General features: G+C 57.1%; 18 protein-coding genes. 12 read left to right on the top strand and 6 right to left on the bottom strand.

The window, feature by feature from the left end:
- Positions 1 to 115: 115 nt before the first annotated feature.
- Positions 116 to 1,078, bottom strand: coding sequence for a complex I NDUFA9 subunit family protein (locus BN873_RS05670; RefSeq protein ID WP_048671548.1), 963 nt, complete (start codon positions 1,076 to 1,078; stop codon positions 116 to 118).
- Positions 1,079 to 1,305: 227 nt separating this feature from the next.
- On the opposite strand from BN873_RS05670, the gene BN873_RS05665 reads away from it, so the two are divergent.
- The 11 genes from BN873_RS05665 to BN873_RS05615 all read left to right on the top strand — a co-directional run bounded on the left by BN873_RS05665 (position 1,306) and on the right by BN873_RS05615 (position 19,533).
- Positions 1,306 to 2,097 (top strand): sulfite exporter TauE/SafE family protein, encoded by a 792-nt coding sequence (locus BN873_RS05665; RefSeq protein WP_082161117.1) that lies wholly within the window; start codon positions 1,306 to 1,308, stop codon positions 2,095 to 2,097.
- A gap of 13 nt (positions 2,098 to 2,110) precedes the next feature.
- Positions 2,111 to 2,785, top strand: a complete 675-nt coding sequence (locus tag BN873_RS05660) for a DUF554 domain-containing protein (protein WP_048671546.1) — start codon at positions 2,111 to 2,113, stop codon at positions 2,783 to 2,785.
- A 109-nt stretch (positions 2,786 to 2,894) separates the two neighbouring features.
- Positions 2,895 to 3,956: an ABC transporter substrate-binding protein gene (locus BN873_RS05655; RefSeq protein ID WP_171820420.1), complete on the top strand. Its 1,062-nt coding sequence runs from the start codon at positions 2,895 to 2,897 to the stop codon at positions 3,954 to 3,956.
- Between the two features lie 24 nt (positions 3,957 to 3,980).
- On the top strand, positions 3,981 to 7,190 hold the full coding sequence (locus BN873_RS05650) for a hybrid sensor histidine kinase/response regulator (RefSeq protein WP_048671541.1): 3,210 nt from the start codon (positions 3,981 to 3,983) through the stop codon (positions 7,188 to 7,190).
- A 125-nt stretch (positions 7,191 to 7,315) separates the two neighbouring features.
- Entirely contained in the window at positions 7,316 to 10,246 is a 2,931-nt protein-coding gene (locus BN873_RS05645; RefSeq protein ID WP_048671538.1) for a virulence factor SrfB, read from the top strand.
- A 12-nt stretch (positions 10,247 to 10,258) separates the two neighbouring features.
- On the top strand, positions 10,259 to 10,882 hold the full coding sequence (locus tag BN873_RS05640) for a hypothetical protein (RefSeq protein ID WP_048671535.1): 624 nt from the start codon (positions 10,259 to 10,261) through the stop codon (positions 10,880 to 10,882).
- Positions 10,883 to 10,900: 18 nt separating this feature from the next.
- Positions 10,901 to 13,513 carry a virulence factor SrfC family protein gene (locus BN873_RS05635; RefSeq protein WP_048671532.1) on the top strand — a complete coding sequence of 871 codons (2,613 nt, stop codon included), beginning with the start codon at positions 10,901 to 10,903 and terminating at the stop codon, positions 13,511 to 13,513.
- Between the two features lie 29 nt (positions 13,514 to 13,542).
- On the top strand, positions 13,543 to 14,865 hold the full coding sequence (locus tag BN873_RS05630; protein ID WP_048671528.1) for a hypothetical protein: 1,323 nt from the start codon (positions 13,543 to 13,545) through the stop codon (positions 14,863 to 14,865).
- Between the two features lie 178 nt (positions 14,866 to 15,043).
- Positions 15,044 to 16,096 (top strand): TAXI family TRAP transporter solute-binding subunit, encoded by a 1,053-nt coding sequence (locus BN873_RS05625; protein WP_048671524.1) that lies wholly within the window; start codon positions 15,044 to 15,046, stop codon positions 16,094 to 16,096.
- 22 nt (positions 16,097 to 16,118) lie between these two features.
- On the top strand, positions 16,119 to 16,613 hold the full coding sequence (locus BN873_RS05620) for a hypothetical protein (RefSeq protein WP_139031650.1): 495 nt from the start codon (positions 16,119 to 16,121) through the stop codon (positions 16,611 to 16,613).
- A 166-nt stretch (positions 16,614 to 16,779) separates the two neighbouring features.
- Positions 16,780 to 19,533, top strand: a complete 2,754-nt coding sequence (locus BN873_RS05615; RefSeq protein ID WP_048671517.1) for an AAA family ATPase — start codon at positions 16,780 to 16,782, stop codon at positions 19,531 to 19,533.
- Between the two features lies 1 nt (position 19,534).
- On the opposite strand, the gene BN873_RS05610 is transcribed toward BN873_RS05615, so the two are convergent.
- The 5 genes from BN873_RS05610 to BN873_RS05590 all read right to left on the bottom strand — a co-directional run bounded on the left by BN873_RS05610 (position 19,535) and on the right by BN873_RS05590 (position 23,021).
- A complete protein-coding gene (locus BN873_RS05610; protein WP_048671514.1) occupies positions 19,535 to 20,884 on the bottom strand; it encodes a sensor histidine kinase in 1,350 nt (449 codons plus the stop codon).
- On the bottom strand, positions 20,881 to 21,555 hold the full coding sequence (locus BN873_RS05605) for a response regulator transcription factor (RefSeq protein WP_048671512.1): 675 nt from the start codon (positions 21,553 to 21,555) through the stop codon (positions 20,881 to 20,883). Before BN873_RS05605 ends, BN873_RS05610 begins: the two co-directional genes overlap by 4 nt.
- A 19-nt stretch (positions 21,556 to 21,574) precedes the next feature.
- Complete coding sequence (locus BN873_RS05600; RefSeq protein ID WP_071244015.1) at positions 21,575 to 21,889, bottom strand: PepSY domain-containing protein; 315 nt, start codon at positions 21,887 to 21,889, stop codon at positions 21,575 to 21,577.
- A gap of 59 nt (positions 21,890 to 21,948) precedes the next feature.
- Positions 21,949 to 22,560, bottom strand: coding sequence for a cytochrome b/b6 domain-containing protein (locus tag BN873_RS05595; RefSeq protein WP_048671511.1), 612 nt, complete (start codon positions 22,558 to 22,560; stop codon positions 21,949 to 21,951).
- Between the two features lie 71 nt (positions 22,561 to 22,631).
- Complete coding sequence (locus BN873_RS05590; RefSeq protein ID WP_048671509.1) at positions 22,632 to 23,021, bottom strand: PepSY domain-containing protein; 390 nt, start codon at positions 23,019 to 23,021, stop codon at positions 22,632 to 22,634.
- Between the two features lie 106 nt (positions 23,022 to 23,127).
- Between BN873_RS05590 and BN873_RS05585 the strand changes: the two genes are divergently transcribed.
- The gene (locus tag BN873_RS05585) at positions 23,128 to 23,562 is read left to right on the top strand and encodes a hypothetical protein (protein ID WP_242434375.1); all 435 of its coding nucleotides are present in this window, start codon (positions 23,128 to 23,130) and stop codon (positions 23,560 to 23,562) included.
- Positions 23,563 to 23,569: the final 7 nt, after the last annotated feature.

Genomic DNA, 23,569 nt, shown 5'->3' with positions numbered 1-23,569 from the left:
AACTCGGTAGTGAAGCGTGGAAGTGCTGGTTTGATTGAGGCAACAGGTAACCGTTTGATGCTCAGGAATTGAGACGGGGACTCCAGCGACAGTGAGTCCCCAAAATGCAGCGGATCTATCCCTTTATGTTGCGCCGTGCGAACTGGCGAAGGACATCATAGCGACGCCGTTGGGTTTTATCAGCGAAATACATTTGCATGATGCTTTCGACGGAATGTGGCGTGATACCCAGCTCCGCCAAGCCATTACGCCCGCAAACACTATCCACCTGCAAAGAAAGAAAGTTGTCAGTAGTAAATACTTTCACCGGTAACAAACCTAAAAGTTTGGCTTGCAAACGTGCCAATCCGTCCGGTAAGCCGACGACTACCCGTTTCAGGCCCAACATGTGGGCAATATCCTCGACTACTTCCCGGAAGGTGTAAGCACGCGGGCCGCACAGTTCGTAGCTTTTGCCGATGGTCGCGTCGTTCTCCAACACGGTTTCGAAGGCTTGAGCGACATCGCCGACATAGACCGGGGCGAACCGTGCATTCGGGCACGCCAGCGGTAGGATCGGAAATATTTTGAGTAGGTTGGCGAACTGGTTGTAGAAATTGTCGTTAGGTCCAAAGATGATTGATGGCTTGAAGCAGGTCACTGCCAGATCCGTTGCTGCCATCACTCGTTGTTCAGCTTCACCCTTGGTCAACAAGTATTGGCTGGGTCCTTTAGCAGCATCGGCGTGAAGGGCGCTCATATGCAGCAGTCGTTTGATGCCGAGCGCGCGACAAGCTTGCATGATCTTGTCAGGCAGCTCTACATGCAGGGCGCGGAAGCCTTGCCCGCTGCCTTGCTCGTGGAGAATTCCCACCAAATTAATCACGGCATTGCAGTCGGCCAAATGGGTTAAAAGGGCGGTGGGATCGCGAATGTCGGCGCCGACCAATTCGGTGCCCGGTAGTACGGCAAGATCCCGGTGGCGCTGCGGGTGGCGCGTCAGGACCTTGACTTGGTATCCCCGATTGGACAAGCGCGTAACCAAGTGTCGGCCGACGAAGCCTGTACCGCCTAACACGCAGATTTTTCGAATGTTCATCTTCTTGCCTGTTCCTCGCTGGTCTTTTTTCGCCTCTGGCGGACAAATGTCACCCAATCGGTGATCCGAATGGGGACATGCTCGCTAATCCGCACGTACAATAGCGTTTCATGCGATGCTTACGCGCGGCTGGTTGGCTCTTTTCGCGAGTGAAATTTATCACACTTGGCCGCGCTACTCGCTGGGAAGAATCTCCAGACCTATAGGATAACCTGATCTTGGAACCCATTTTAGCGACGCTCTTATCCTATTTGGCGCTGGGCGCATTTGTAGGGGTCATGGCCGGCCTGCTCGGTGTGGGTGGCGGGCTGATCATCGTGCCGGTGCTGGCTTGGATTTTTCGAAACCAGCAGGTTAGCGCTGAGATCATTATGCACTTGGCCATTGGTACATCGCTGGCCACCATCGTGCTGACCTCTATCTCGTCTGTTCGTGCCCATCATCGGTTGGGTGCGGTGCTATGGCCGATTTTTTGGCGGTTGGCTCCCGGTATCGTCATCGGCGCTTGGGCAGGTGCGGCAGTCGCCCATTTTTTATCAAGCTTCGTTCTACAGAAAGTATTCGCTGTGTTCGTATTGGCTATGTCGGCCCAGATGGGTTTTGGCGCTAAGCCAGCGCCGGGCCGCGATCTGCCGGGAACGGTGGGGATGGGGGCTGCCGGTGGTCTGATCGGGTTGGTTTCGGCCATCGTCGGGATCGGTGGCGGCTCATTGACCGTGCCGTTTTTGCTCTGGTGTAACGTGTTGATCCGCCAAGCGGTGGCGACCTCGGCGGCCTGCGGTCTGCCAATCGCGCTGGCGGGTTCACTCGGCTTCATGGTGACCGGTTGGACTATACCCGATCTGCCGCGTTGGAGTTTCGGCTATGTCTATGGCCCGGCCTTGATCAGTATTGCTGCGGTCAGCATGTTGTTCGCTCCACTGGGGGTGAAGCTTGCGCATACGCTGCCTACGGAGACGTTGAAGCGAGTGTTCGCTGTCTTCTTGGCGCTGGTAGGTTTCAAAATGTTGCTGGGTTAAAGAGATCTATCCAATGATTGGAACATTGGTTAATACGGGTACGGTTTTGGTAGGTAGCGCCGTGGGCCTCATGGCGGGATCACGATTGCCGGAGAATATCAAGACAATCTTGGTGCAGGCTCTGGGGTTGTCGGTGGTGGCTATCGGGTTGCGCATGGCGCTAGAAGCCCAACACGCGCTACTGGCCATTGGTTGTTTATTGCTCGGCGGTGTCAGTGGTGAGTTGCTGCGCATTGAGCAGCGGCTGGAAGGTTTGGCCGAGATTTTGCAAAGCAAGTTGCGTTCGCGTTCGAGTCGTTTCGTCGAAGGTTTCGTCACCGCCACGTTGTTATACCTGACTGGCGCGATGACGATTGTCGGCTCAATCCAGGATGGCACAATCGGCGATCCTAGCGTATTACTGATCAAAGCGCTGTTGGACGGGGTGGCTTCGGTAGCGCTGGCTTCGTCGCTGGGGATAGGCGTGATGTATTCGGCTTTACCGGTTTTGGTCGTGCAGGGTGGGATTACGTTATTGGCATCACAAATGGCTTTTCTTTCGGAACCAGCCGTGCTGGATGCCGTCAATGCCACCGGGGGGTTGTTGATTTTGGGTATCGGAATCAATCTGTTGGAAATCCGCCGTATCCATGTCGGTAATCTATTGCCAGCGTTGCTCTATGCCATCGTCGGCGCTTTGCTGATCTAGCTGGGACCGACTGACTGGAGTGATCGGTGGCCATCATGGGTAGAAAAAAGTGATAGTGCGCCCCGCTGCCAGATTGCGATGGCTGGTCCCCATCATGGGGGCTGCGCTCATGATGCTTACTGCAATCCTGGGTGCTTGTGATCAGGCGGCGCCCCCTCCGGTCTCTTCATCCCCATCTCCATCAACACCTCCGCTTGCGCAGGAGTTGATCTTCTACAACTGGGTGGACGATATACCGCCGTCCGTACTTAATGCCTTCACCGAAGAATATGGTGTCAAGATCAAATACGAGACGTTCCAATCGCAGGAAGAGGCCGTTGAAAATCTCCAGAAGGGAAAGGTTGTTGATGTCGTGGTCCTGGAAAATGATCTTCTTCCGCCACTAATCGCCGCCAACCGCTTGCTGCCAATCAATTTTCGTCAGATTCCTAACTTCAAAAACATCTCAGCCAACTTCCGCGATTTGGCAGCTGATCCAGGTAACCGCCACAGTGTGCCGTATTACTACGGTACTTCGGGCTTAGTGGTGCGCACCGATCTTGTTGGTGATTCGGTTAAGCGGTGGGCCGATTTATGGGATTCCCGCTATGCGGGCAAAATCGGTTTGCGTGCTCAGCCGACCGAATTGATCACTATCGCCTTGCTGTCGCTGGGCTATCCGCTCGGTTCCGAGGATGAAAACCAGCTAGAAGCCGCACTCCAGCACCTGCTGGAGCTTAAAAAAAGAGCGGTTTTCGTAGAGGTGGAAGCAGGGCTGGCGGTCGCTCGGTTATTGCGGGGCGATGTAGTGATTCTCTACGGTTGGGCTGAGGATTATCAGATAGCTCATGCGAGTAACCCAGATGTGCGGTACGTGTTACCTGCGGAGGGTGTCCCTCTTTGGGGCGAAAATTTTGTGGTGCCAGTCACTAGTTCAAGCCCTCATACCGCTGAAGTTTTCATCAATTTTATGCTGCGCCCTGAAATCGCCGCCCAGTTGGTCACCGAAAAAAAGTACGCTAGCGCTAATGAGGCGGCCCGCCCGCTCCTTAAGCCGGAAATCCGTGACGATCCCATCATCTTTCCTTCCGTTGAGATATTGCGTCGCGCCCATTTTTATCCTCCTCTGAGTCCGGCTGGAAAAAAGCGCTATGACGATGTTTGGCAACGCTTTCTCGCAGCCGGCAAATAAGGCTTGGCAGTGACTGGGGGAGAAGTGAGCACGGTTACCGGTGGCAAGCGACAGCAAAGCGCGCGAGGTAGTTTACGGCGGCAGTTGCTGGCGGTATTTGGTGCTGCACTGCTGGTTTTGCTGCTGGCCAGCACACTGGCGGTGGCCTTACTGGTAAACCGTGCCGAGGAAAGCGGTTGGCGCGGTCGCCAACATGAGGCGGCACGGCGGGCGGCGCAAACAGTCAGCGCATTTCTGACGCGAGAACAGCGGGTTTTATTGTTGATAGACGTGTTCGGCCGAGATGAACTCTCAGCGTTGCAGTCCAGTGAGATGGAAGAGTTATTGCACCGCGATCCCGCTTTGCTCGAAATCGTGTATCTCGATGCGGTCGGTCAGATTATCAGTCATGCGCCCTCCAGTGAGGCTTTGCTGGGCGATCTCTTCACGACCCAGCAAGCTCGATGGTTTGTGGAAGCCCGTGATGGAAAAACGTATGTCGGTGATGTGCAGGTCACTGCCGACAACCAGACATACTTGATCTTGGCCGTGCCCGCCGGACGGGGTGGGGTCATGGCGGCTCGCCTGCGGATGACGGTTTTGCAGGAAGTGGTCGAGAGCCTGCATTTTGGCGATTCCGGCATCTCTTATTTAGTGAATCAGGATGGACGCATCATCGCTCATTCCGACCCACAAATCGTTATCGCCCAAACTCGTTTGGACGACCGGCCCGAGTTGTTGGCCTTGGTGCGTGCCGCCAAGGAAACCTGGGCCGGAGAGTACACCAACTTACAAGGCCAACCCGTGGTCGGCACCACGATACCGGTGCCAGAAACTCCGTGGATTGTGGTGACGGAAATCGCACAGGCTGAGGTTTACGCCGATAGCCGAACCGCTTGGTGGTGGTTGTTGGCTGGAACTGTCGTCATCGGCTTGGTGCTGGCCCACGTCGTCTCAACTCTGCTTAAACGGCGTTTTCTGCGGCCGATGCAGCGCCTTCAGGCCGGAGTCTGCCAAATCGGCGCTGGCGATTTGAGCCATCGCATCGGTTTGGGACCCTATAACGAAATCGGCCAAGTGGCGGCAGCCTTTGATGAGATGGCCGCGCGCCTGCAAGAGCGTGACCACCAGATGGCTATTCAGACCACCGCGTTGCGAGACGCCAAGGAAGCCGCTGAAAATGCCAATCGCACCAAATCGGATTTTCTGGCGGTGATGAGTCATGAGATTCGTACACCGCTCAACGGAGTGCTTGGGATGGCCGAGTTATTGCTGGGCACAGCCTTGAACGGCCAGCAGCGGCGGTTTGCTGGCACCATTCTGGGTTCGGGGCGGACGTTGCTTGCCATCATCAACGATATTCTCGATTTTTCCAAAATCGAGGCGGGCCGTCTGGAACTGGAGATGGTGTCCTTCGATCTGCGGGAACTTGTCGAAGATACCGCCGCCTTGTTGGCCGGGCGAGCGCACGAGAAAGGGCTGGATTTGATCAGCGATTTGCCGCTAGAACTGCCCCAAAAGGTCAAAGGTGACCCGGTGCGTTTGCGCCAACTCCTCGTCAATTTGGTTGGTAATGCCATCAAGTTCACCGAACAGGGCGAGGTGGTGATTCGGTTACGAGTGACGATCAAGGATGAGCAAGCCCCTCGCTTGCGTTTCGAGATCAAAGACACCGGTATCGGTATCCCTCGTGAAGCTCAAACTAAAATTTTCGATTCTTTCACCCAAGCAGATAGCTCGACGAACCGTCGTTATGGCGGCACCGGACTGGGGTTGGCGATTTCTCGACGCTTGGTGGAGTTGATGGGTGGGGATATTGGTGTCGAGAGCGTACCAGGAGCCGGTTCCCGCTTCTGGTTTACCGTACCGCTACAGCATCGGGTGGCCGGTACGCGGCCGTCCTGGTTGGCCCGGCAAGATCTGTTGCATGGTGCCCGGGTTTTGATCGTGGACGACAACGCCACCAACCGAGAAATTTTGTGGCATCAGGTGACGGCTTGGGGTATCGGCAGCGACATGGCGGACGGCGGTGTTGCGGCGCTGGCTTTATTGCGTGCCGCTGTGGCGCGCGGTGCCGCGTTCGATTTGGCGATTCTGGATTTGCGGATGCCGGGGATGGACGCTCTCGAACTGGCCCAACACATCCGGGCCGATAGCGGCTTGGCTGCCCTCAAGCTGTTATTGTTAACCTCCGGTGGGTTCGATCTGAATCCGGCGGAAGTGACCCGCGTCGGGATTCAGGCCGTCTTGCATAAACCGGTGCGTCAATCAGAGCTTTATAAAACGCTCTACCGGTTATTGAGCGCAGCGGCCGAGGCCATATCGCAGCGCTCGCTCGCGCCCCCGGTGCCCCGCCCTCGCTTTCAAGGGCGCATCCTGATTGCCGAGGACAATCCAGTCAATCAGGAAATGGCGTTGGCCCTGTTGGAAACCCTGGGCTGCCAGGCAGAATTGGCGGTGAATGGGCGTGAGGCAATTGCCGCAGTCACTCGAGGTCACTACGATCTTATCTTGATGGACTGCCAAATGCCGGTACTGGATGGGTTTGCCGCTACAGAAGCGATCCGCCGTTGGGAGCAAGAGCAGTCGAAGCCACGCTTGCCGATCATCGCCCTCACCGCCAACGTGGTGAAAGGGTTTCGGGAAGAATGCCTGGCGGCGGGTATGGACGATTATCTCGCTAAACCCTTTGAGCAATCGCAACTCATCGCTATTTTAGATCATTGGCTCCGCCGGGCAGATACCCTCCCTGTGGCCACGCCGGCTACGCGGCCGGCCAAGCCCATGGCTCTTACCGTGCCAATAAAGCAGATTCCCCGGGCTACTCAACCCTCTCTTGCGACAATACCAAAGCCGACTAAACAACGCTCTCCGGCGGTATCGCTAGAACCGGCGGTGGCTGTGCTTGATGAGAGTGTCTTGGCCAAAATCCGCGCCCTCCAGCAGCCAGGCGCACCCAATCTCCAAGTAAAAATTATTAACCTCTATTTGCAAACGTCTGCGACTTCTCTTGAAGCATTGCGAGCGGCGATTACGGGTAAAGATAGCGATGCGCTTTATCAAACAGCGCATACTCTAAAATCGAGTAGTGCCAATGTGGGTGCGATGCGGGTCGCGGCCTTGTGCAAAGAATTGGAGCAGCGCGGTAGGGCTAAACAATTAGCCGATGTGGATCGTTTGCTGGCTGAGCTGGAAGCCGATTATCTTTTAGTGCAGAGGGTGCTACAGACCCATTTGGAAGCACCGTCTGTTTGATGGGCGCTTGGAAAAGGCCGGAAACCGCTATAACGCAATGGTCTGAGAGCGAAAGCTGGAGCCGAGGTTGCGGTAGCCTTGGCGCCGCGCCAGAATGACTCATAGACGAGGAGGACAAGGTTCATATGCTGGCGAAACTGACCCAATATGCTCCGGTGATCAATCTGATTCCCAATACGGCCATCCAGCTTTTGGATTTCGGCTTGAATCTCAATGAAGCCCGCCTTTCACGAGCGTTTCTAACCCAAACGACTGCCGAAGGCCGGGCAATCTTGACGTGTCTGTACGCAGATGATGCCAGCGGCCAGTTCATCACCGACGACGGCAAGCCGGTCAAGCCGGAGCAGGTCTATTCGCTGAACGCCGCTAAGGCAGCCGCTATCCTCGATCAGGCGTGGCTGCCGGTGCCGTTTTTGCGGGTACGGGAACCCCATCCCGACGGCAATCACCTGTTTGACAAAGGGCCAACCAATTGGGCGCGGGTACGGCTGGTGGAGCTGCCGGCTGCCGATAGTGACGGTAATACCCATCGGGTGACTCTGGCCTTCGATACCCAACTGTTGCCGACCCGTGAGGGCCGACCTTATCTGGCGCCAAGCCCGCTGGATATGCAGTCCGGGGAGGAATTCGCCCTCAGCGATGCGCAGATGGACACCGGCTGGTTTTTGGAGCAGGAATGGGTCCGGGAATGGTTGCATCAGCGCTTTCATGCCTTCGAAGTGCGCCGCCGCGCGCCGCGCCGGGTCGATGAGGCTGAATTACGTGCCAGCCCCGACGGACAAGCGGCCTGGCTGACGTTGCTTAGCGTGCTGCGCCGGGCGTTGGCCGTGCCCCGGCTGCGCTTTACGTTCGTCGATAGTGCGCCGACCGCTCGGCTCAATCAGCCGGTCAACGTCGATCTGGTACTGGATGTCGGTAATTCCCGTACCTGCGGCATCCTGATGGAAACCAGCGGCGATAATCCGGTCGATATGAATGACAGCTACCGGTTAGAGTTGCGTGATCTGTCGCGGCCGGAGCAGATCTACGATGAACCCTTTCCCAGTCGGATTGAGTTCGTGCGTAGCAGTTTTGGTGATGAGAAGTTGTCGCGTCGCAGCGGTCGCTCCAGCGCCTTTTTATGGCCCATCCCGACGCGCGTGGGATATGAGGCACAGGCGCTCTCCTACTATAGCCATGGCACTGAGGGCAGCACCGGGTTATCCGGCCCTAAGCGCTATCTGTGGGATACCGATTCCCGCTATCACCCGTGGCGCTTCAATCCCGGTGCCGATGGCTTCGGCGGTGACAGCGGCCCCGTGACCACTGGCCCCTTTATCGGCCACTTGCGCGAAGATGGGGAAGAATTGGTTACCGGCGAACCACCCGCAGTCACCGCACTGTTTTCGCGTAGCGCCCTGATGAGTTTTTTTGTCGCCGAAGTGCTGTTGCAAGCCTTTGTAGAAACCAACTCGCCGGCCCGGCGCTACCAGCGCGTCCATTCCGAAGCCCCGCGTCGTTTGCGCCGGGTGATTTTGACGATGCCGACCGCCATGCCCCTGGCCGAGCGCAAGCTATTCTCTCGTCGGGTTAACACCGCGATTCGGCTGACCTGGCGCTCTTTGGGGTTGGAGGACAGCCAGGCGCCAGAGCCGTTACTGCAATGGGACGAGGCCACCGGCACGCAGGTCGTCTTCCTCTATAACGAGATCAAGCATAACTTTCAGGGTGACGCTGCGCTGTTCTTCAAGATTTTTGGTCGGGTCCGCGAAGGCTATGGTGATCTGCCGTGCTTGCGGTTGGCGAGTATTGATATTGGCGGCGGCACTACCGACTTAATCGTCACCACCTACCAGTTGGAGGGTGGCACGGCGGTTCGGCCGATCCAGGAATTCCGAGAAGGCTTCAACATCGCCGGCGATGACGTGTTGTGCGGTCTGATCGAACGCAACATTTTGCCGGGGTTGATGGAAGCGATCCGGCAGAGTGGAGCGGCTAACCCTGAGGAGTTGTTGGTCCGTTTATTGGGTGCCAATCGGGGTGATCAGGCTGAGCGCGACCGGACGTTACGACGGCAGTTTGCCAATCAGGTGACCTTGCCGCTGGCACTGGAATTGTTGCATCGTTACGAAAACACTGATCTTAGCCTGGGTAACGAGGCTGTAACCTTACGACTGGCAGATGTTTATCCGCCCGGTAGCGGCCCGCACGAACAGGTGGTGCGGTTTTTGGAAGAGGCGGTGCGATCAGCCGGTGGCCAGAATTTCAAGCTGGCCGATGTTGGGTTTACCGCCACCATGCTGGCGTTGGATACCACGGTGCGACGGATTCTTGGCCAGGTGCTCAGCGATCTGTGCGAAGTGGTGTATCTGTACGATTGCGACTACCTGTTGATTTCCGGCCGGCCCTGCCGGCTACCGGCGATTCGGGCAGCGATTCTGGCGAAGCTGCCTTCCCCACCGGATCGCATCGTCAGCCTGCACGCTTACCGCGTCGGCGACTGGTACCCATTCCGCGCGGTCAGTGGCCGATTGACCGATCCTAAGACCACAGCGGCGGTCGGCGCGATGGTCTGTGCGCTGTCTGAAGGGCAACTCTATAAATTCAACTTGCGCAGCCGCGAACTGGGTATGAAATCAACCGCTCGCTTTGTCGGCGTACTGGAGCAGACCGGTCGCTTGAAACAAGAAAATGTGCTGTTTGCCAACCTGGAGCTGGAAGATCGCAAGACTCGCTTGCCAGAGGCAACATTCGATTTTTACGCCCCAGTGTTTCTCGGATTCCGCCAGTTGGCGGTGGAGCGTTGGCCGGCGACGCCGCTGTATCGTGTCACGTTTGCGCAGCCGCGCGATGCTAGTGCCAAAGCGTTGCCGCTCAAGGTGACGTTGGAACGTGCCACCGACGAAAATGTCGATCTGGATTTCAAGGTGATCGCAGTAACGGATTCGGCTGGCAACCAACAGCCGAGTGGGGTGGTGCTGCTGAAATTGCAAACACTCAAGGATGAGTACGGTTACTGGCTGGATAGCGGTATCTTCTCGATTTCGGCCCGCTCCGGCGATGCGCCGCGTCGTTGAGCGCGTGCGATCATGACGGAAGGTTCATCTGACTTACACCCGGCCGTGCAAAAGCTGGCAGCGCTGCATCGGCGGCGATTAAGGCTGCTCGGCCTATTCGTGTTTTTTATTCTGTCCGGTATTCTGCTGCTTGCGATGGTGGCGGCTCTAACCAGCCAGAATCTGGGCAGTCTTTTGACGCTGGGGTTGGTGGGCTTGTTGCTCTTACCGGCTCTAGGGTTGGCCGGTGGGTTGCTATGGTATATCGAGCGAACAGCCACCAGAAAGCTCAATTCGGCGAATCAACTGCTGTCCGATTGTGCGCCGCAAACCGCTCGCTTAGTGCCTATTGAAGCGTTGATCGGCGGTCATTTGGTCGAGTTGATTTTAGCGACGGACGCCCGGCTTTACGCGGCCTTTGCGCGGTCTCTGCACCCATTACCGCGTCATGCCGTCGAGGTGCAGTTGTATGGTCAGACACGGTTAAGCGGTGGCGAATTGGTCGCGTTTCAGCCAAATGGCATCGCGCTCTTAGGGACAGTGGTGGAGCCAAAGACTGCTCAGCGCCGAAACCAATGGCTGAAAATCTACAGGTGGGTAGCAATCATTGTTGTGATCATAACCCTTTTGTATCAACTCTATGGCCCCTTGCGATAGGTAAACGGTTTTTTCACTATGACCACCGATGCCACTCTTAGCGCCACCTGCCGGACTCTCGATCAAATCGGTTCCGAATTCGTTGATTGGCTGGATCAAAACGCCGAGCGGGTCCGCCAGGAAAAGGCCGGTTTGACCAAGGAATTCCGTCGGCTCTCGACCCAAGCGCGCCGACTGGAGCAAGCGGCCCAGCGGCCGATGTGCGTGGGGGTCTTTGGACCGAGCCAGTCCGGCAAGTCCTATCTGATTTCCGCCCTGGCTCGTAAGGGAATGGCGCCACTGCTTGCGGATTTTGCCGGTCAGACCATCGACTTCATTCGTGATATCAATCCCGAAGGCGGCCGTGAATCGACCGGTCTCGTCACCCGTTTCACCTTACAACCAGCGGCTGGGGCCGCGCCGGCGGCACCGGTGCAGATGCGGCTGCTGACCCAGACCGATTTAGTGAAGATTCTCGGCAACACCTATTATGCGGATTGTGACCATAGCGAAGACGAGTTGCTGACCCAGGCTCAGTTGACCGAACTGCTGGAAAAGCTGACTCCCGCAGCCCAGTCTCAACCGGTCGATCCGCTCACGGCCGAAGATGTGTTCGATCTACAAACCTATTTCGAACGCTATTTCAAGGGACAGGAGCGGGTGCGCTTATTGCGGCACGGTTACTGGGAACAGGCGGCCCAACTAGCGCCGCGCTTGAACATTCAAGAACGCGCCAAATTGTTCGGCGTGATCTGGGGCGGCGTCGATGCTTTCAGTCAACTCTATAGCCGCCTGTATAACGGCTTGCGTGGCCTGAATTTCGCCAGTGACGCTTATGCGGGCCTTGAGGCGTTGCTGCCGCGCGATCAGAGCATCATTGACGTGCAGACCCTCAAGGGTCTGGGCGCCGGTGGCGGGGAGGCGCTCACCTTGGTGAGCGCTGACGGGGCACGGGTGACCTTGCCGCGCAATGAAGTGACGGCGCTGATTGCCGAACTGCGAATTGTGATCAGCGAACAGCCTTGGGACTTTTTCCAACATACCGACTTGCTGGATTTTCCTGGTGCGCGCTCGCGCGAGTTGATCAAAGATTTACCGGCATTTCTTGAAACCGGCGATGCGTTGCGCAGCTTGTTTTTGCGCGGCAAGGTCGCCTATCTGTTTGAGCGTTATTGCGCCGAGCAGGAACTGACCAGCATGTTGTTATGTATTGGTCCCAGCAATCAGGAGGTCAAGTCTCTGCCGGAGATGGTCTATGAATGGATTTCCACCACCCACGGCACAACGCCGGAACAACGCGCCCAGCAACCGAATGCGCTGTTTTTGGTGTTGACTAAATTCGATATGGAGTTCGAGGAAAAAGCAGGCGAACGCTCGCCAGAAAGCCGCTGGATTACCCGGTTGGAAAGTTCGTTGCTCAATTTTTTTGGCAAGCAGCATGAGTGGCCGCGCCAGTGGGATACGCAAGGGCCATTCCGCAACAGCTTTTGGCTACGCAACCCCAATTTCAAGGCCAAGAATATCTTCGATTACGACGAAGAGGGCCGGGAAATTGGCGTTCGGCCTGGCGAGCGTAAACGGATCGCCTTGTTTAAAGAGGCGTTTTTGAAGGACAAGGTAGCCAGTGCCCATTTTGCCGATCCTGAACAGGCATGGGAGGCTGGTTTTGCCCTTAATGATGGCGGTATCAGCTATCTGGCCGAGCATCTGCGCCCGCTGTGTAATCCTGAATTGAAACACCAGCAACTGGCCGGGCAAGTGACGCGCCTACGCGAACAGATGGTCGAGCGAATCAGCCATTATTATGTTAGCGACAATCCAGAACTGGAAATCGAAAAGCGGCGGACAGCGGCCCAGCAGGTTGCCGGCAATCTGATCGACTGCGCCGGTGAGCAACGCTTCGGTGAACTGATGCGCGCACTGCAAGCCGATGGCAGTGAGTTGGAAGACATCTATTATCGGATTGAAACGCGCTTACCGGACGAAAAACAAGCCATCGGTGCACCCACTATCGGTGCGGCGGTCAATACCGCGCAGATGAAAGTTTTGCTGGGCCTGGGCGGCGATGCAGCCGCTGATGCGGCGGCGGCACCTCGCAAGGATGATGCGGCCTTGTTTGCCCGTGAGGCGGTGGCCGAATGGATGCGGGATCTGCACGATCTGAGCGGGAATAAGTCGCTGTGTGAATACTATCGGGTGCCGGAATCCAGCATGAGCGATTTCATCAAGGAGCTGATCGCCGGTGCGCAGCGCTTGAAGCTTGAAGAACGAATTGAGGCATTGGTGCGGCAGGTGACCGGGTTTCGCATGAAGTTCGAGCAGATCGTGGCCTTGCCTGCCCGGTTAACCGCCAATCTTTTGAATAACTACGTGGATTTTTTAGGTTACGATGCATTGGCGCCAGAACAACGGCCCACGCTCGCGCTTGAGAGTGGCCCACGCCCGTTGTTTCCACCACGAACAGTGCCGCGTGGCGGTCCACAATTGGGCGAACAGCAATCGACTTACGATCAGGATTACTATACCGACTGGATTCGGGCATTCCTCGATTTGGTGGAGCGCAACGCGCGCAATCGCGCCGGTCGGGATATCGACCTTGCCGCCAACCAGCGTCTGGGAGATTTGTTGACTCGGTTGCGTTCGGCCGCTTGAATGATCCGCAAACACTGGGAGAACTGTGAATGACCGCGCTTTCGGTTCGCGTGTCGGAAGACCCCGCGCGTCCTTTAGGACACGCTATCGTCACGCTGGGGGGTCTGCCACGCACGCTGGAAACCTTCGAATTCGCCTTGAGCCGACACGGTTTTGGAACCAATCATCTCGGCTCGGAAGGATGGCAGGGTGCAGAGTGCTGGTTGCAACCTGAGGAAGCGTGGTTTAGCGGCGAACTGTTGAAATTCGTCATCCACCCCGATCTGGTTTTTCAGTTGGAGAACATGCCCTACCAGTTGATGGTGCGGGGGCAGGGCCTACCGGGAACCGCTGCCGCAACCTTCGTTTGGCCGCTGCAACTGGAATTGGAAGAAGGCAGCGCCAGCGGCGAGCGCAAAGTGGTGGGTGGCACCCGGATCAATCCAGCACCTGCGCCACGCCCGGAACCGGCCATCCAGCCACCGCCATTGCCGCAGATTGGAACTGCGGACTTGAAAATCCCCGACATGCCAATTCCCGATATCGGCGGGCAGGCACCGGAGGGAGACAGCGATCAGACGCGCGGGTTGCCACCGCTGTCGCAACAGCACCACCGGCCGGAGACGTCTGGTTCGGTGGCAGGCTTGGAAGCGGTACCACCGTCGTTAAATCCATTGCCTGGCACCGAGCAGCGCTCAAGCAGTGAGGTGCCTGCGGCCGATGTGCCGGTTACCGCTGTCGCTGAGACCGGCCAGGTTGATGCCGACCCAGGGTTGACTGAGAGACCGGCACGAACTGCGCCGCATCCGCCAGATCTTGCCTCAGAGCCGGCCATGCCGGTTGCGCCCGATCCTATGCCTATCGAGCGACCGGAGGTACCGCAGCCGGGAAGGTCTGGTTTGGTGATGGGGCTGGTAGGAGCGATATTGCTAGCGCTGGGTGCGGCCGGTTGGTGGTGGTTTAGCGGTCGTGCCGACCGTCAGCAAGCCGCCGCCAATTCCGAAAAACCGCCAGTTGTAGAGGCGCCTGCCATACCCACCCGTCCTCACCTCACGCCCGAAGTGCCGGTCCCGGTAACCAAACCGACGGTAAGACCGGACCCGCCGCCGGAGCCAGCCCCCATCCCGACCCCCACGCCAACGCCGCAACCTGCACCCGCCCGCCAATTGGCTCCTCCCGCGCGGCCAGTACCCGAACCGCCGGTTTCAGTACCGCCTAGTGTGCCGGTGCAGCCAGAACGGTCAACACCTTCAACGCCTGCGCGCCCCACTCGGCCGGGAGCAGGCCCAAGTTTGGAAGATGAATTGAAATCGCAGTTTGATCCGACTCAGCAGGAATTGGAGAAAAGATTGCGCTCCCAAAGGTCGCCCTAAACAGGGTGCGCGGAGCGTTCATAACACACGGCTATCGTGATACTTCACCGATATTAGGAGCATGTTCATGTTTCAATCCGCGCCTGTGACCGGACGAAACAGCATAGAAGAGGCTGCGTTTCTGCCATGTACGATGATCCCTCTGAAGGGGGAGGTTGCAAATCGGAGTTTATTTGCGATGAAGCGTCCGCTGATCTTCGGTCTTTGGTTTCTCTGGATGCTGTGTGGTTTGGCACCAGCCTCGGCCGAGGATACCGGCGCCAATCAGATCGGGATGGTGACCGGTTCGAAAACCGGTACTTACATCCAGTTCGGCAACGATATCGCGGGAGTTGCCAAAACCGTCGGCCTGGATATCCTTGTCAAAGATTCTCAAGGCTCCATCGACAATATCAAGCGGATCAATAGCAAAGAGAACGCCACCTTCGGCATTGTCCAGTCCGATGTCTTGGGATTTCTCAGCCGCTCGGAAAATCCGGAGATGCGCCAGGTCGCTGCTCGATTACGGCTGATCTTCCCATTTTATAATGAAGAAATTCATGTATTCGCCAACAAATCGATAGGGTCATTCAACGACTTGCAGGGCAAACGGGTGGCAGTCGGCGAACCAGGGAGCGGAACTTGGCTGACGGCGATGAACATATTGCAACTGACGGGCGTCAAGCCGGGCGAAATGCTGAATGTGCCACCCCTGCAAGGGGTGACCGCTGTCCTCAAGGGTGAGGCTGACGCCATGTTTTACGTGGCCGGCAAACCGGTCAGCCTGTTCACCAAGGTCGGCAACTTGATTACCAAGCCGGAGTTTGCCGCCATGCTGAGCAATGTCCATTTTGTACCGCTCAATGATCCTGCGTTGCTACGGGAGTACCAGCCGGCCAAGATCGGCCAGACCGACTACGAGTGGCTTTCTGGTGAAGTCTCGACGATTGCCGTCAAGGCGGTCTTGATGAGCTTTGATTTTTCTGGGAAACAGAATCCCTATTTCGTGAAGCGCTGCCAACAACTGGCCAAGTTGGGCCAGGCCATCCGTTCCGGCATCGGCCAACTCCGGCAGACTGGTCATCCCAAATGGAAAGAGGTCAACCTGGATGAGAAAGTCGGGGTTTGGCAAGTGGATGCGTGTTCGCGCAGCGGCAAGGGGGGTGGTTCGGAAGTCGATTTGGGTCGCCAGTTAGAGAAAATGTTGCTCAACTTCCACCAGTGGCCGGCTCATGCAACCCCGGCGGCGTGAAGGATTGACCACGGAGTCGCCCATGCGTTTGCTGCGGATGCTCTGGGTGGGTCTCCTGCTGCTGATTAGTTGCGGCACGAGCTTTGCCCAGGATCGTCCTCCAGATGCCCGACTGGAGTTTTCCAGCACGTCATACGGTCTGCTTTTGGGCTTCACCCAAGGCCACGGTAAGTTGATGTTTAAGGAAAAACACTATCCGTTCTCGCTATCCGGGATTAAAGGGATGACATTGGGCGTTAGCCAAATCACCGCTATCGGCCAAGTCTACCGTTTACGCGATTTGGCCGATTTCCCCGGCCGCTATTATGCGGTCGAAGGCGCGTTTACCGTGGGCCAGGGTGGCGGTAGCACCCTCTTGCGCAATGAGAAGGGCGTCACTTTGTACTTGCAGAACACGCAGCGTGGCGCCGAACTCACGCTCGGTGGCGGTGGTGTCGATATTGCCTTTGTCGGCGCAATCACAACGCCGCCGATACCTGAAAAAACTGGTAAGGCCGTACAAAAGCCCATAAATTGATAGAACAGTTAGACTGAGTGTGACGAGAGTAATGGCAGGGTTTTAGCCATGGCGGTGGGCCAATGTGGTTGCAAGCGAGGCATGGCGCACTCTGCTGGGGGTTGGTGGGATAAATTCGGGAGCCGTGGCGGCGCGCGACGGTAACCGGCGGGGAGAGGAGCAGGACATGTATACCGCCTACTTCGGTTTCAATAGCAAACCCTTCAAACCGAAGGATTCAGCGCATTATTACCGCAATGGTAACTTCGATGCCGCTTGTGCGGATATCCTGGATGGCATTCGAGAAAAGCGCGGATTTATTTTACTGACCGGCGAGGCCGGGGTCGGCAAGACATTGGTGATACGCCGCTGTCTTGCTGAGGGCACCGATATCCGTTTTATCCAGTTGCTGAACGCGAGTTTCGATTTTTACGATACTCTCAATTATTTGTGCAGCAGTTTGGGATTAGCCGCTGAGGGTTTGGATGCCGACCAGCAACAACGGCTATTGCTCGAAACGCTCGCTACCCAGGCGCGCCGGGGCCAGGTGGTCGCCTTGTTGATGGACGATGCACAGCACCTGTCCGACGAGGTACTGTTGCGTCTGCATGATTTTGTGGAAACGCCCGCGCTACCGAGTCAGCGCTTACAGATCGTGTTGGTGGGCTTGCCGGAAATCGCCACAACCTTGGATCGGCCTGAATTTGCCGCGCTACGCCATAGCATTCGCGTCCGTTGCCACCTTGAGCCTTTAAGCGCTCTCGAAACCGGCCTGTTCATCCATCAGCAACTCGAAGCAGCCGGCTCCGCCGCCGGGGGCTTGTTCTCAGCCGCCGCCATCGACCGCATCGGGTTTTATTGCCGAGGCGTACCGCGCGCTATCGCCATCCTGTGCGATGCGATCCTGCTTTTGGCTAGCCTACAGTCCGAGCGCGAAATTACGCCGACACTCGTGGACGAAGCCGCCCAGAATTGCTTTCTCGGTGAGCAGGCTAAATTGCTAACCGATACGCCAAATAGCCAGAGGGGTGTTCCACCCAAAAGCCCTCAAATCCCTATGGCCGGTTCCCCCGATCTCCAATTCGATTTGGCGGAATTTGATTTTTTGTTCGAGTTCGATGACAAAACAGTCTTGGCTAAACCTGCGGCGCTAGAGGGAGCGGTTGCTGAAGGGACGTTGAACCCCGCAAGAGAACCGGCATCGCAACCCACAGTGGTGTCCGCCACCACGCCGTCACTTGACCTCAGTAAGCCCACTGCTTTAGGCGCTCCTGAGGAGTCGCTGCCCCAACCCCCAACGCCCTTGGCGACGGCGGCATTGGACGGTTTCCGGCAACTGCTGACGGAATGGGCCGGTAAGCTGGAGCGCAACCATCCACAGCGCCAGGAACCGTTGCGGTATTTTCTGGACCGCTATCAGCAGATGGCACAGGGTGCCGATCCTCAGTTGACGCATGTCCTCCAACAACGCATCGCGCGCTTGGCCGAAATCCAGCAACCTATCATGGTCGGGTTGGCGACCACGAGCCATTTCTCTACAGAGCAAGATAGTGTGCTGTGCGCACTGTTATTCAACTCAACCTGGTGGTTATTTCGGGAAATTCGGTTACGGTTTCGCGGCACCGATCTGATGCTGGCCAACGATGGCCGGATTGCGCCGTTGCGGCTGCTGGACGGTCGAGATGCGGAGGTGGTTTATCTCAATTACCGCTGTCCTTTTGCCGATTCGGCGCAGATTGAGCTGTGGATGGAGCTTGATGTTTGCGACCATCGTGGGGATTGGCACGCCTACAACACCAGATGCCGAATCCAACTTGACTTTCTCAGTGACTCAGCGGCTGAGCCGAGCAGCGGGCGACTTGATGCCGAAGGGAACGATCAGTTTTGGCCAGATCCCTCGCCCAATGCACTGACAGAAGGGGCTTGGCTACGGGCCAACTCGCCGAGTGGCGGTACTGGCGCTGCCGGGGCAACCGGTGCCCTGGTCTGTACCCTGCCGCTCGAATTGGAAGCCGACCCGGCGCGCACCAGGCATTTACGTGAAGTGACCGCGCGGGCACTGGGCCGAGGTACACCCCTGACTCGGGCCTTATTGCTGGCGGCAGATCCGACCCAAGCCCCGGCCCGTATTGAGCTGGTATCCCGCCCCTTCATGATCTTTGGCCGCCACAGTTCGGCCGCTGGTACTGGCTTTGGTGATTTTACCCTGGGTTTTGTGCCGAAATACACCCGGATCTCTCGCTTGCATTGTGTGATTTGTGGTCTGGGCGATCAATTGGCCCTGATGTCGGCCAGCGATACCGGTCATACGTATACCGGTCACAATGGCCGGAGGTTGGAGAGAGGCCATTGGGAGCTTTTGGAGGCTGACGATAACCTGGAAATTTGCGATCTTTATCGACTTAAAATGGTTCTTGCTTGGGACTCCAAGTGGAATCCTGCCGCGGTCGCATGGGACCCGCAACAGCCTCGAGACAAATTCGGTCACTATCTCCTGAGTGTGGTTGATATCTTGCGCCAGCGTGATCACCAAGCTGAAGCCGAAGATCTGCGCAAAGCACTGCGCCACCGCTATCTCAATCTGTTGCGTGTCCAGGATCGGGTATCACGGCTGAACGGGGTCGGCAATCCAGGTTCCTTACTGTATGCTCGTTTCGAACGTGATGACGCCGCTTCTCGCCAGGTGGTCCACTTTTATATCCCCAAATGGGTTTCGGTGGGTAGTTCGCCACAAGATGGCCTGTGCATTAATGCCGAAGGCGTCAAGCCGCACCATGCAGAACTCTTGTTCAGGGACGGGATCTATTGGATTCAGAATCTGGCTGATCCGGGCGCGGTGCGCGTCGGCCACCACGATTTGGCCACCAACGAGGCCCTTGCGCTGGAGTCGGGTGACGCGGTGCTGATCGGCACGGCGTGGTTTACCTTCGAAGGGTATTGAGTCAACAAGGGCCTGTCGGGGGGGAGATCGGTAAAACCGCTTCGGCGAGTAGCCCGCCCAGAGTTTCTGAGCTAGCCAAGTTCAACTGGCCACTGTATTGCGCAACGATGTCGTTACTGATCGCTAGGCCCAGACCATGCCCGGCCCGCGATTCATCGATACGCACGCCCCGCTGGCGCAACGAAGCTAACTGCTCCGGCGGACAACCAGGCCCGTCGTCCTCCACGCGCAGCCAAAGCTGCTCACTCTCCGTCCCGACGGTTAGACGAACCACACGATTTGCCCACTGACAGGCGTTATCGAGCAGATTACCCAGCAGTTCCAGCAAATCATCCCGATCACCGGGAAATACACTGTCCGGTGGGATGCGCACCTCAAAGTGCAAGGCGCGGTCCCGATGGATGCGGTGCAGGGTTTCAATCAGATCCTCTACTTCTCTGGCCAGTAAGACCCGTTGACCAGGGTTGCCAGCGCCGACAATACGCGCCCGTTTCAATTCCCGCTCGGTTAAGCGTCGGATCTGTGCGAGCTGTTGGCGTAAATCCTGCCAAAAACCACTGTTATCGGGGGCGGGCGGCGGCTGATCGACCAATTGGGTCAGTGCCGTCAGTGGCGTTTTCAAGGCGTGGGCCAGATTGCCGAGGGCTTGGCGGGTCCGGCGCTGGCGCTGTCCCATCAAGTCGAGCAAGCGGTTCAGTTCAGCCACTAAAGGCAGGATTTCCGCAGGCGCGCGTACCGACAGCCGAGCAATTTCGCCGCGTTCCAAGCGCGGTAGTTCGCGCCGCACGTCCTCAAGGGGAGCCAGGCAACGCCGGACCATCAGCCGCTGGAGCAATAACAAGGCGCCAAAGGCCAGTAGGACGAAGCCGCCAAGCCGCCACAGCAAGCGCTTAAGTCCGCTTTCCAGCGGGGTGAAATCTTCCGTCACGGCGATCATGATCGGCTGATCTTGCACGACGAACGCGCGACCTACGAGTAACAGCCGCTGACCTTCAGGTCCGGCCGTGAACGTTCGGGTGGCACGCTCGGCTGCCAGCGGAGGCAGCGCGAGGTCGGCGTCCCATAGCGAACGGGAGCGGAGTTGGCCATTCGGTGTTTCAATCCGGTAATAGTGGCCTGAATACGGGCGTTGGAACGCCACATTGATACGCTCAAGAGTCAGTTGTGGGTGACCTGCCGCATCGAAAGAGAGCGCTGTTAAGACGGCTTCCAAATCATGCTCCAGCCGGGAGGCGACGAAGTTTTCGGCTATGCGATGTAACGAATAGCTCCCTGTCACCGCGATCAGGGCCGTCAGCACTCCAAGCACGCCCATCAAACTGGCGGATAAGCGCGTTTGCAAGGAAATCAAGTAGGCTCTATCCCATTCAGTACATAGCCTTGGCCACGTCGGGTCTCAATAAGCTGAGAACCGAGTTTGCGGCGCAGCCGGTTGATGTAAACCTCCAAGACATTGCTGTCGCGGTCGGTATCGAAATCGTACACATGTTCGGCCAGCCGACTCTTGGAGAGAATGCGGTCGGGATGCAACATGAAGTAGCGCAGCAGGCGAAATTCGGTGCCAGTCAAATCCAACATTTCATCTGTGGCCAGAATGCGCACCTTTTGAGTTTCCTCATCCAGTTCGATCCCTGCGACGCGCAGTCGTCCGTGTGGGCGCGCATTACTGCGCCGCAGCAGCGCGTGCAGGCGCGCAATCAGCTCAGCGCTATGAAACGGTTTAGCGAGATAATCATCAGCTCCGGCCTTAAAACCATCGACTTTTTCATGCCAGGCATCACGGGCCGTCAAAATGAGCACGGGGACAGCATTGTCGGCCGCGCGCCAGTGGCGTAAGACCTCCAACCCTGGACGGCCGGGCAAGCCGAGATCCAGGATGACGGCATCGTAAGGCTCCGAATTCCCCATGAATTCGGCCTCTACCCCATCGGTAACCGCATCGACGGCGAATCCGGCGCGCTCCAGTTCGGAACGCAGCCGCCGGCTTTGCGGGACATCATCTTCAACCAGTAACAGCCGCATCGGAGTCTGCTAGCGATGATCAGTGTTTGAGATGCCACAGCTCACCGCTGCGGGCGTCGTATTCGAATTCACGCACCGCACCGTCATCGCCGAGAATTTTGATTTCATAGACATAACGGCCTTCCTCGAATTCCAGTTCGGCTTCCAGCAGCTTGCCGCCGGGATATTGCCGACGGTGATTGGTGATAATGGTATCCAGCGCCAGGATTTGTTTGGCTTGGTGCAAGCGGCGAATTTCGTCTTGGTCACGCCCGGCCAGCGCCGAGGTCTCCGGTAACAGTGCAGCGAGCACCAGCAACAGCGCAAGTGGCCTTCTAGCGTAGAGGATCGCCATAGTTACAGGAGAAGCGCTCCGTTCGGCTATGGGGGTTGCGGCAGTAGCCCCGACATTGCTTAGACCCGTTTGCGACCGGTGATCATGGCGTGGGCCAGATTTTCGCGGTGCAACAGGCTTTCCCAAATCACACCGAGCAGATGCCCTCCGACCAGTACTAACGTGAAATTGGCAGAAAATTCGTGGATTTCCTTCAGGGTGTGAACAGTGGAGTCGCTGGCATTGGCCAACCACCCGGCGAGAGGCCCTAAGCCCTGATCAGCGCCGTAGAGACCCAAGCCGGCGATCACAGTGATAGTCAATGCGAGCAGGAGACAGATGATCATGGCACCACCGGCTGGATTATGCCCCAGATGGCGGGAAGCGCGTAGTGTTAAGACATCCTTGACATAGGCTAAGATGCGGCGTGGGCCATGCACGAAATCACTGAAACGCGCATGGCGTGGACCGATAAAACCCCAGATCAAGCGGAAGATCAGCAAGCCGATGAGGGTGTAGCCCGCCCAGACATGGATCGTTTGTAACCAATCCCCTGCCAGTTGTTCCTGGATGCCTTCGAAGGGTTCACCCTGCGTAAAGTAAGCAGCGCTGAATGCAGCGACTAGAATCCAGTGAAACAGCCGAACCCAAGGGTCCCAGACAAGAACTTCAGTGGTTTTTAGAGAAGTCATGGCTTAAAGGTTTCGTGATGGATGCCCCGCCGTTGGCGGGGACTGGATGGATCGATTCAGACGGTGGTCGATTACTTGCCTTCTTCTGCGACCAATAAGCCGGTGGTGATTTCGTAATAGATCTCCCACTTTTTGCCGTCATCGCCCTGGATTTTCACTTCCCAGGTTTTTTTGCCTTTCTTCGTATCCTCATAGGCTTTGATAACTTTACCGGGATGGGCCTTCAGCGCCATGTCGGTTGCCTGCTCCTTGGTGATAGGCGCGGTTACGGCCGGCTGGGGGGCAACAGCTGCGGTGCCAGTTTCTACTGCGAAGGCACCGGCAGCGCAAACGGTAGTGGCCACCAAGACAGCAACAGCGGAGAAGAGAGTAGATTTACGCATTTTGAAAAGCTCCTGATCGGTTAAAATGGGCAAAAAGCCAGAGTGACTGGCCGAGCGATGGGCTAGAGAGGGCGCCATCACATTGCGCACATCTTAGGGGCCAGAAGTGAAATCAACCTGAATTTTGGCTGGCGGACTGCACGAAGTTGGCAATTCCTCAATACCGCTTTAGACTTTGCCCCTCATGCGCGAAACCTTGCGGCTACCGGAGTTTTATCCAGTGGAAATGAAGAATATCGATGTAATACTCCAGTCGTTTCGGCGGGATCTGGCCGATGGCAGTCGGACTGCCGCTGCCATCGACCGCAACGCTAGCTTGGAGGAGATTTCCGAACTGGCTGAGCAGGAAGGTCTACACAAGCTCGCCACTGTCCTGTTCGAAGCCGAACAGGAAGCCTTGCGGAAAGGCTCGGCATCTATAGAAGATGCCGCCGCCGCCACGGATGTCTTTGTTCGTGAAGCGCGTGAGGACATGCCGGATAGCAGCAAGACCGCCGCTGCTATCGACCGTGGGGCCTCTTGGGAGGAGATTTCCGAACTGGCCGAGCAGGAAGGGCTTCACCAACTCGCCTCAGTGCTCTTTGAAGCCGAACAGGAACTGTTGCGTAACCGTTCCTGAGCGCGAT

It is taken from the genome of Candidatus Competibacter denitrificans Run_A_D11 (assembly GCF_001051235.1).
Taxonomy (GTDB): domain Bacteria; phylum Pseudomonadota; class Gammaproteobacteria; order Competibacterales; family Competibacteraceae; genus Competibacter_A; species Competibacter_A denitrificans.
The sequence above is the reverse complement of the archived record's forward strand: the minus strand, read 5'-3'. Positions and strand labels throughout refer to the sequence as shown.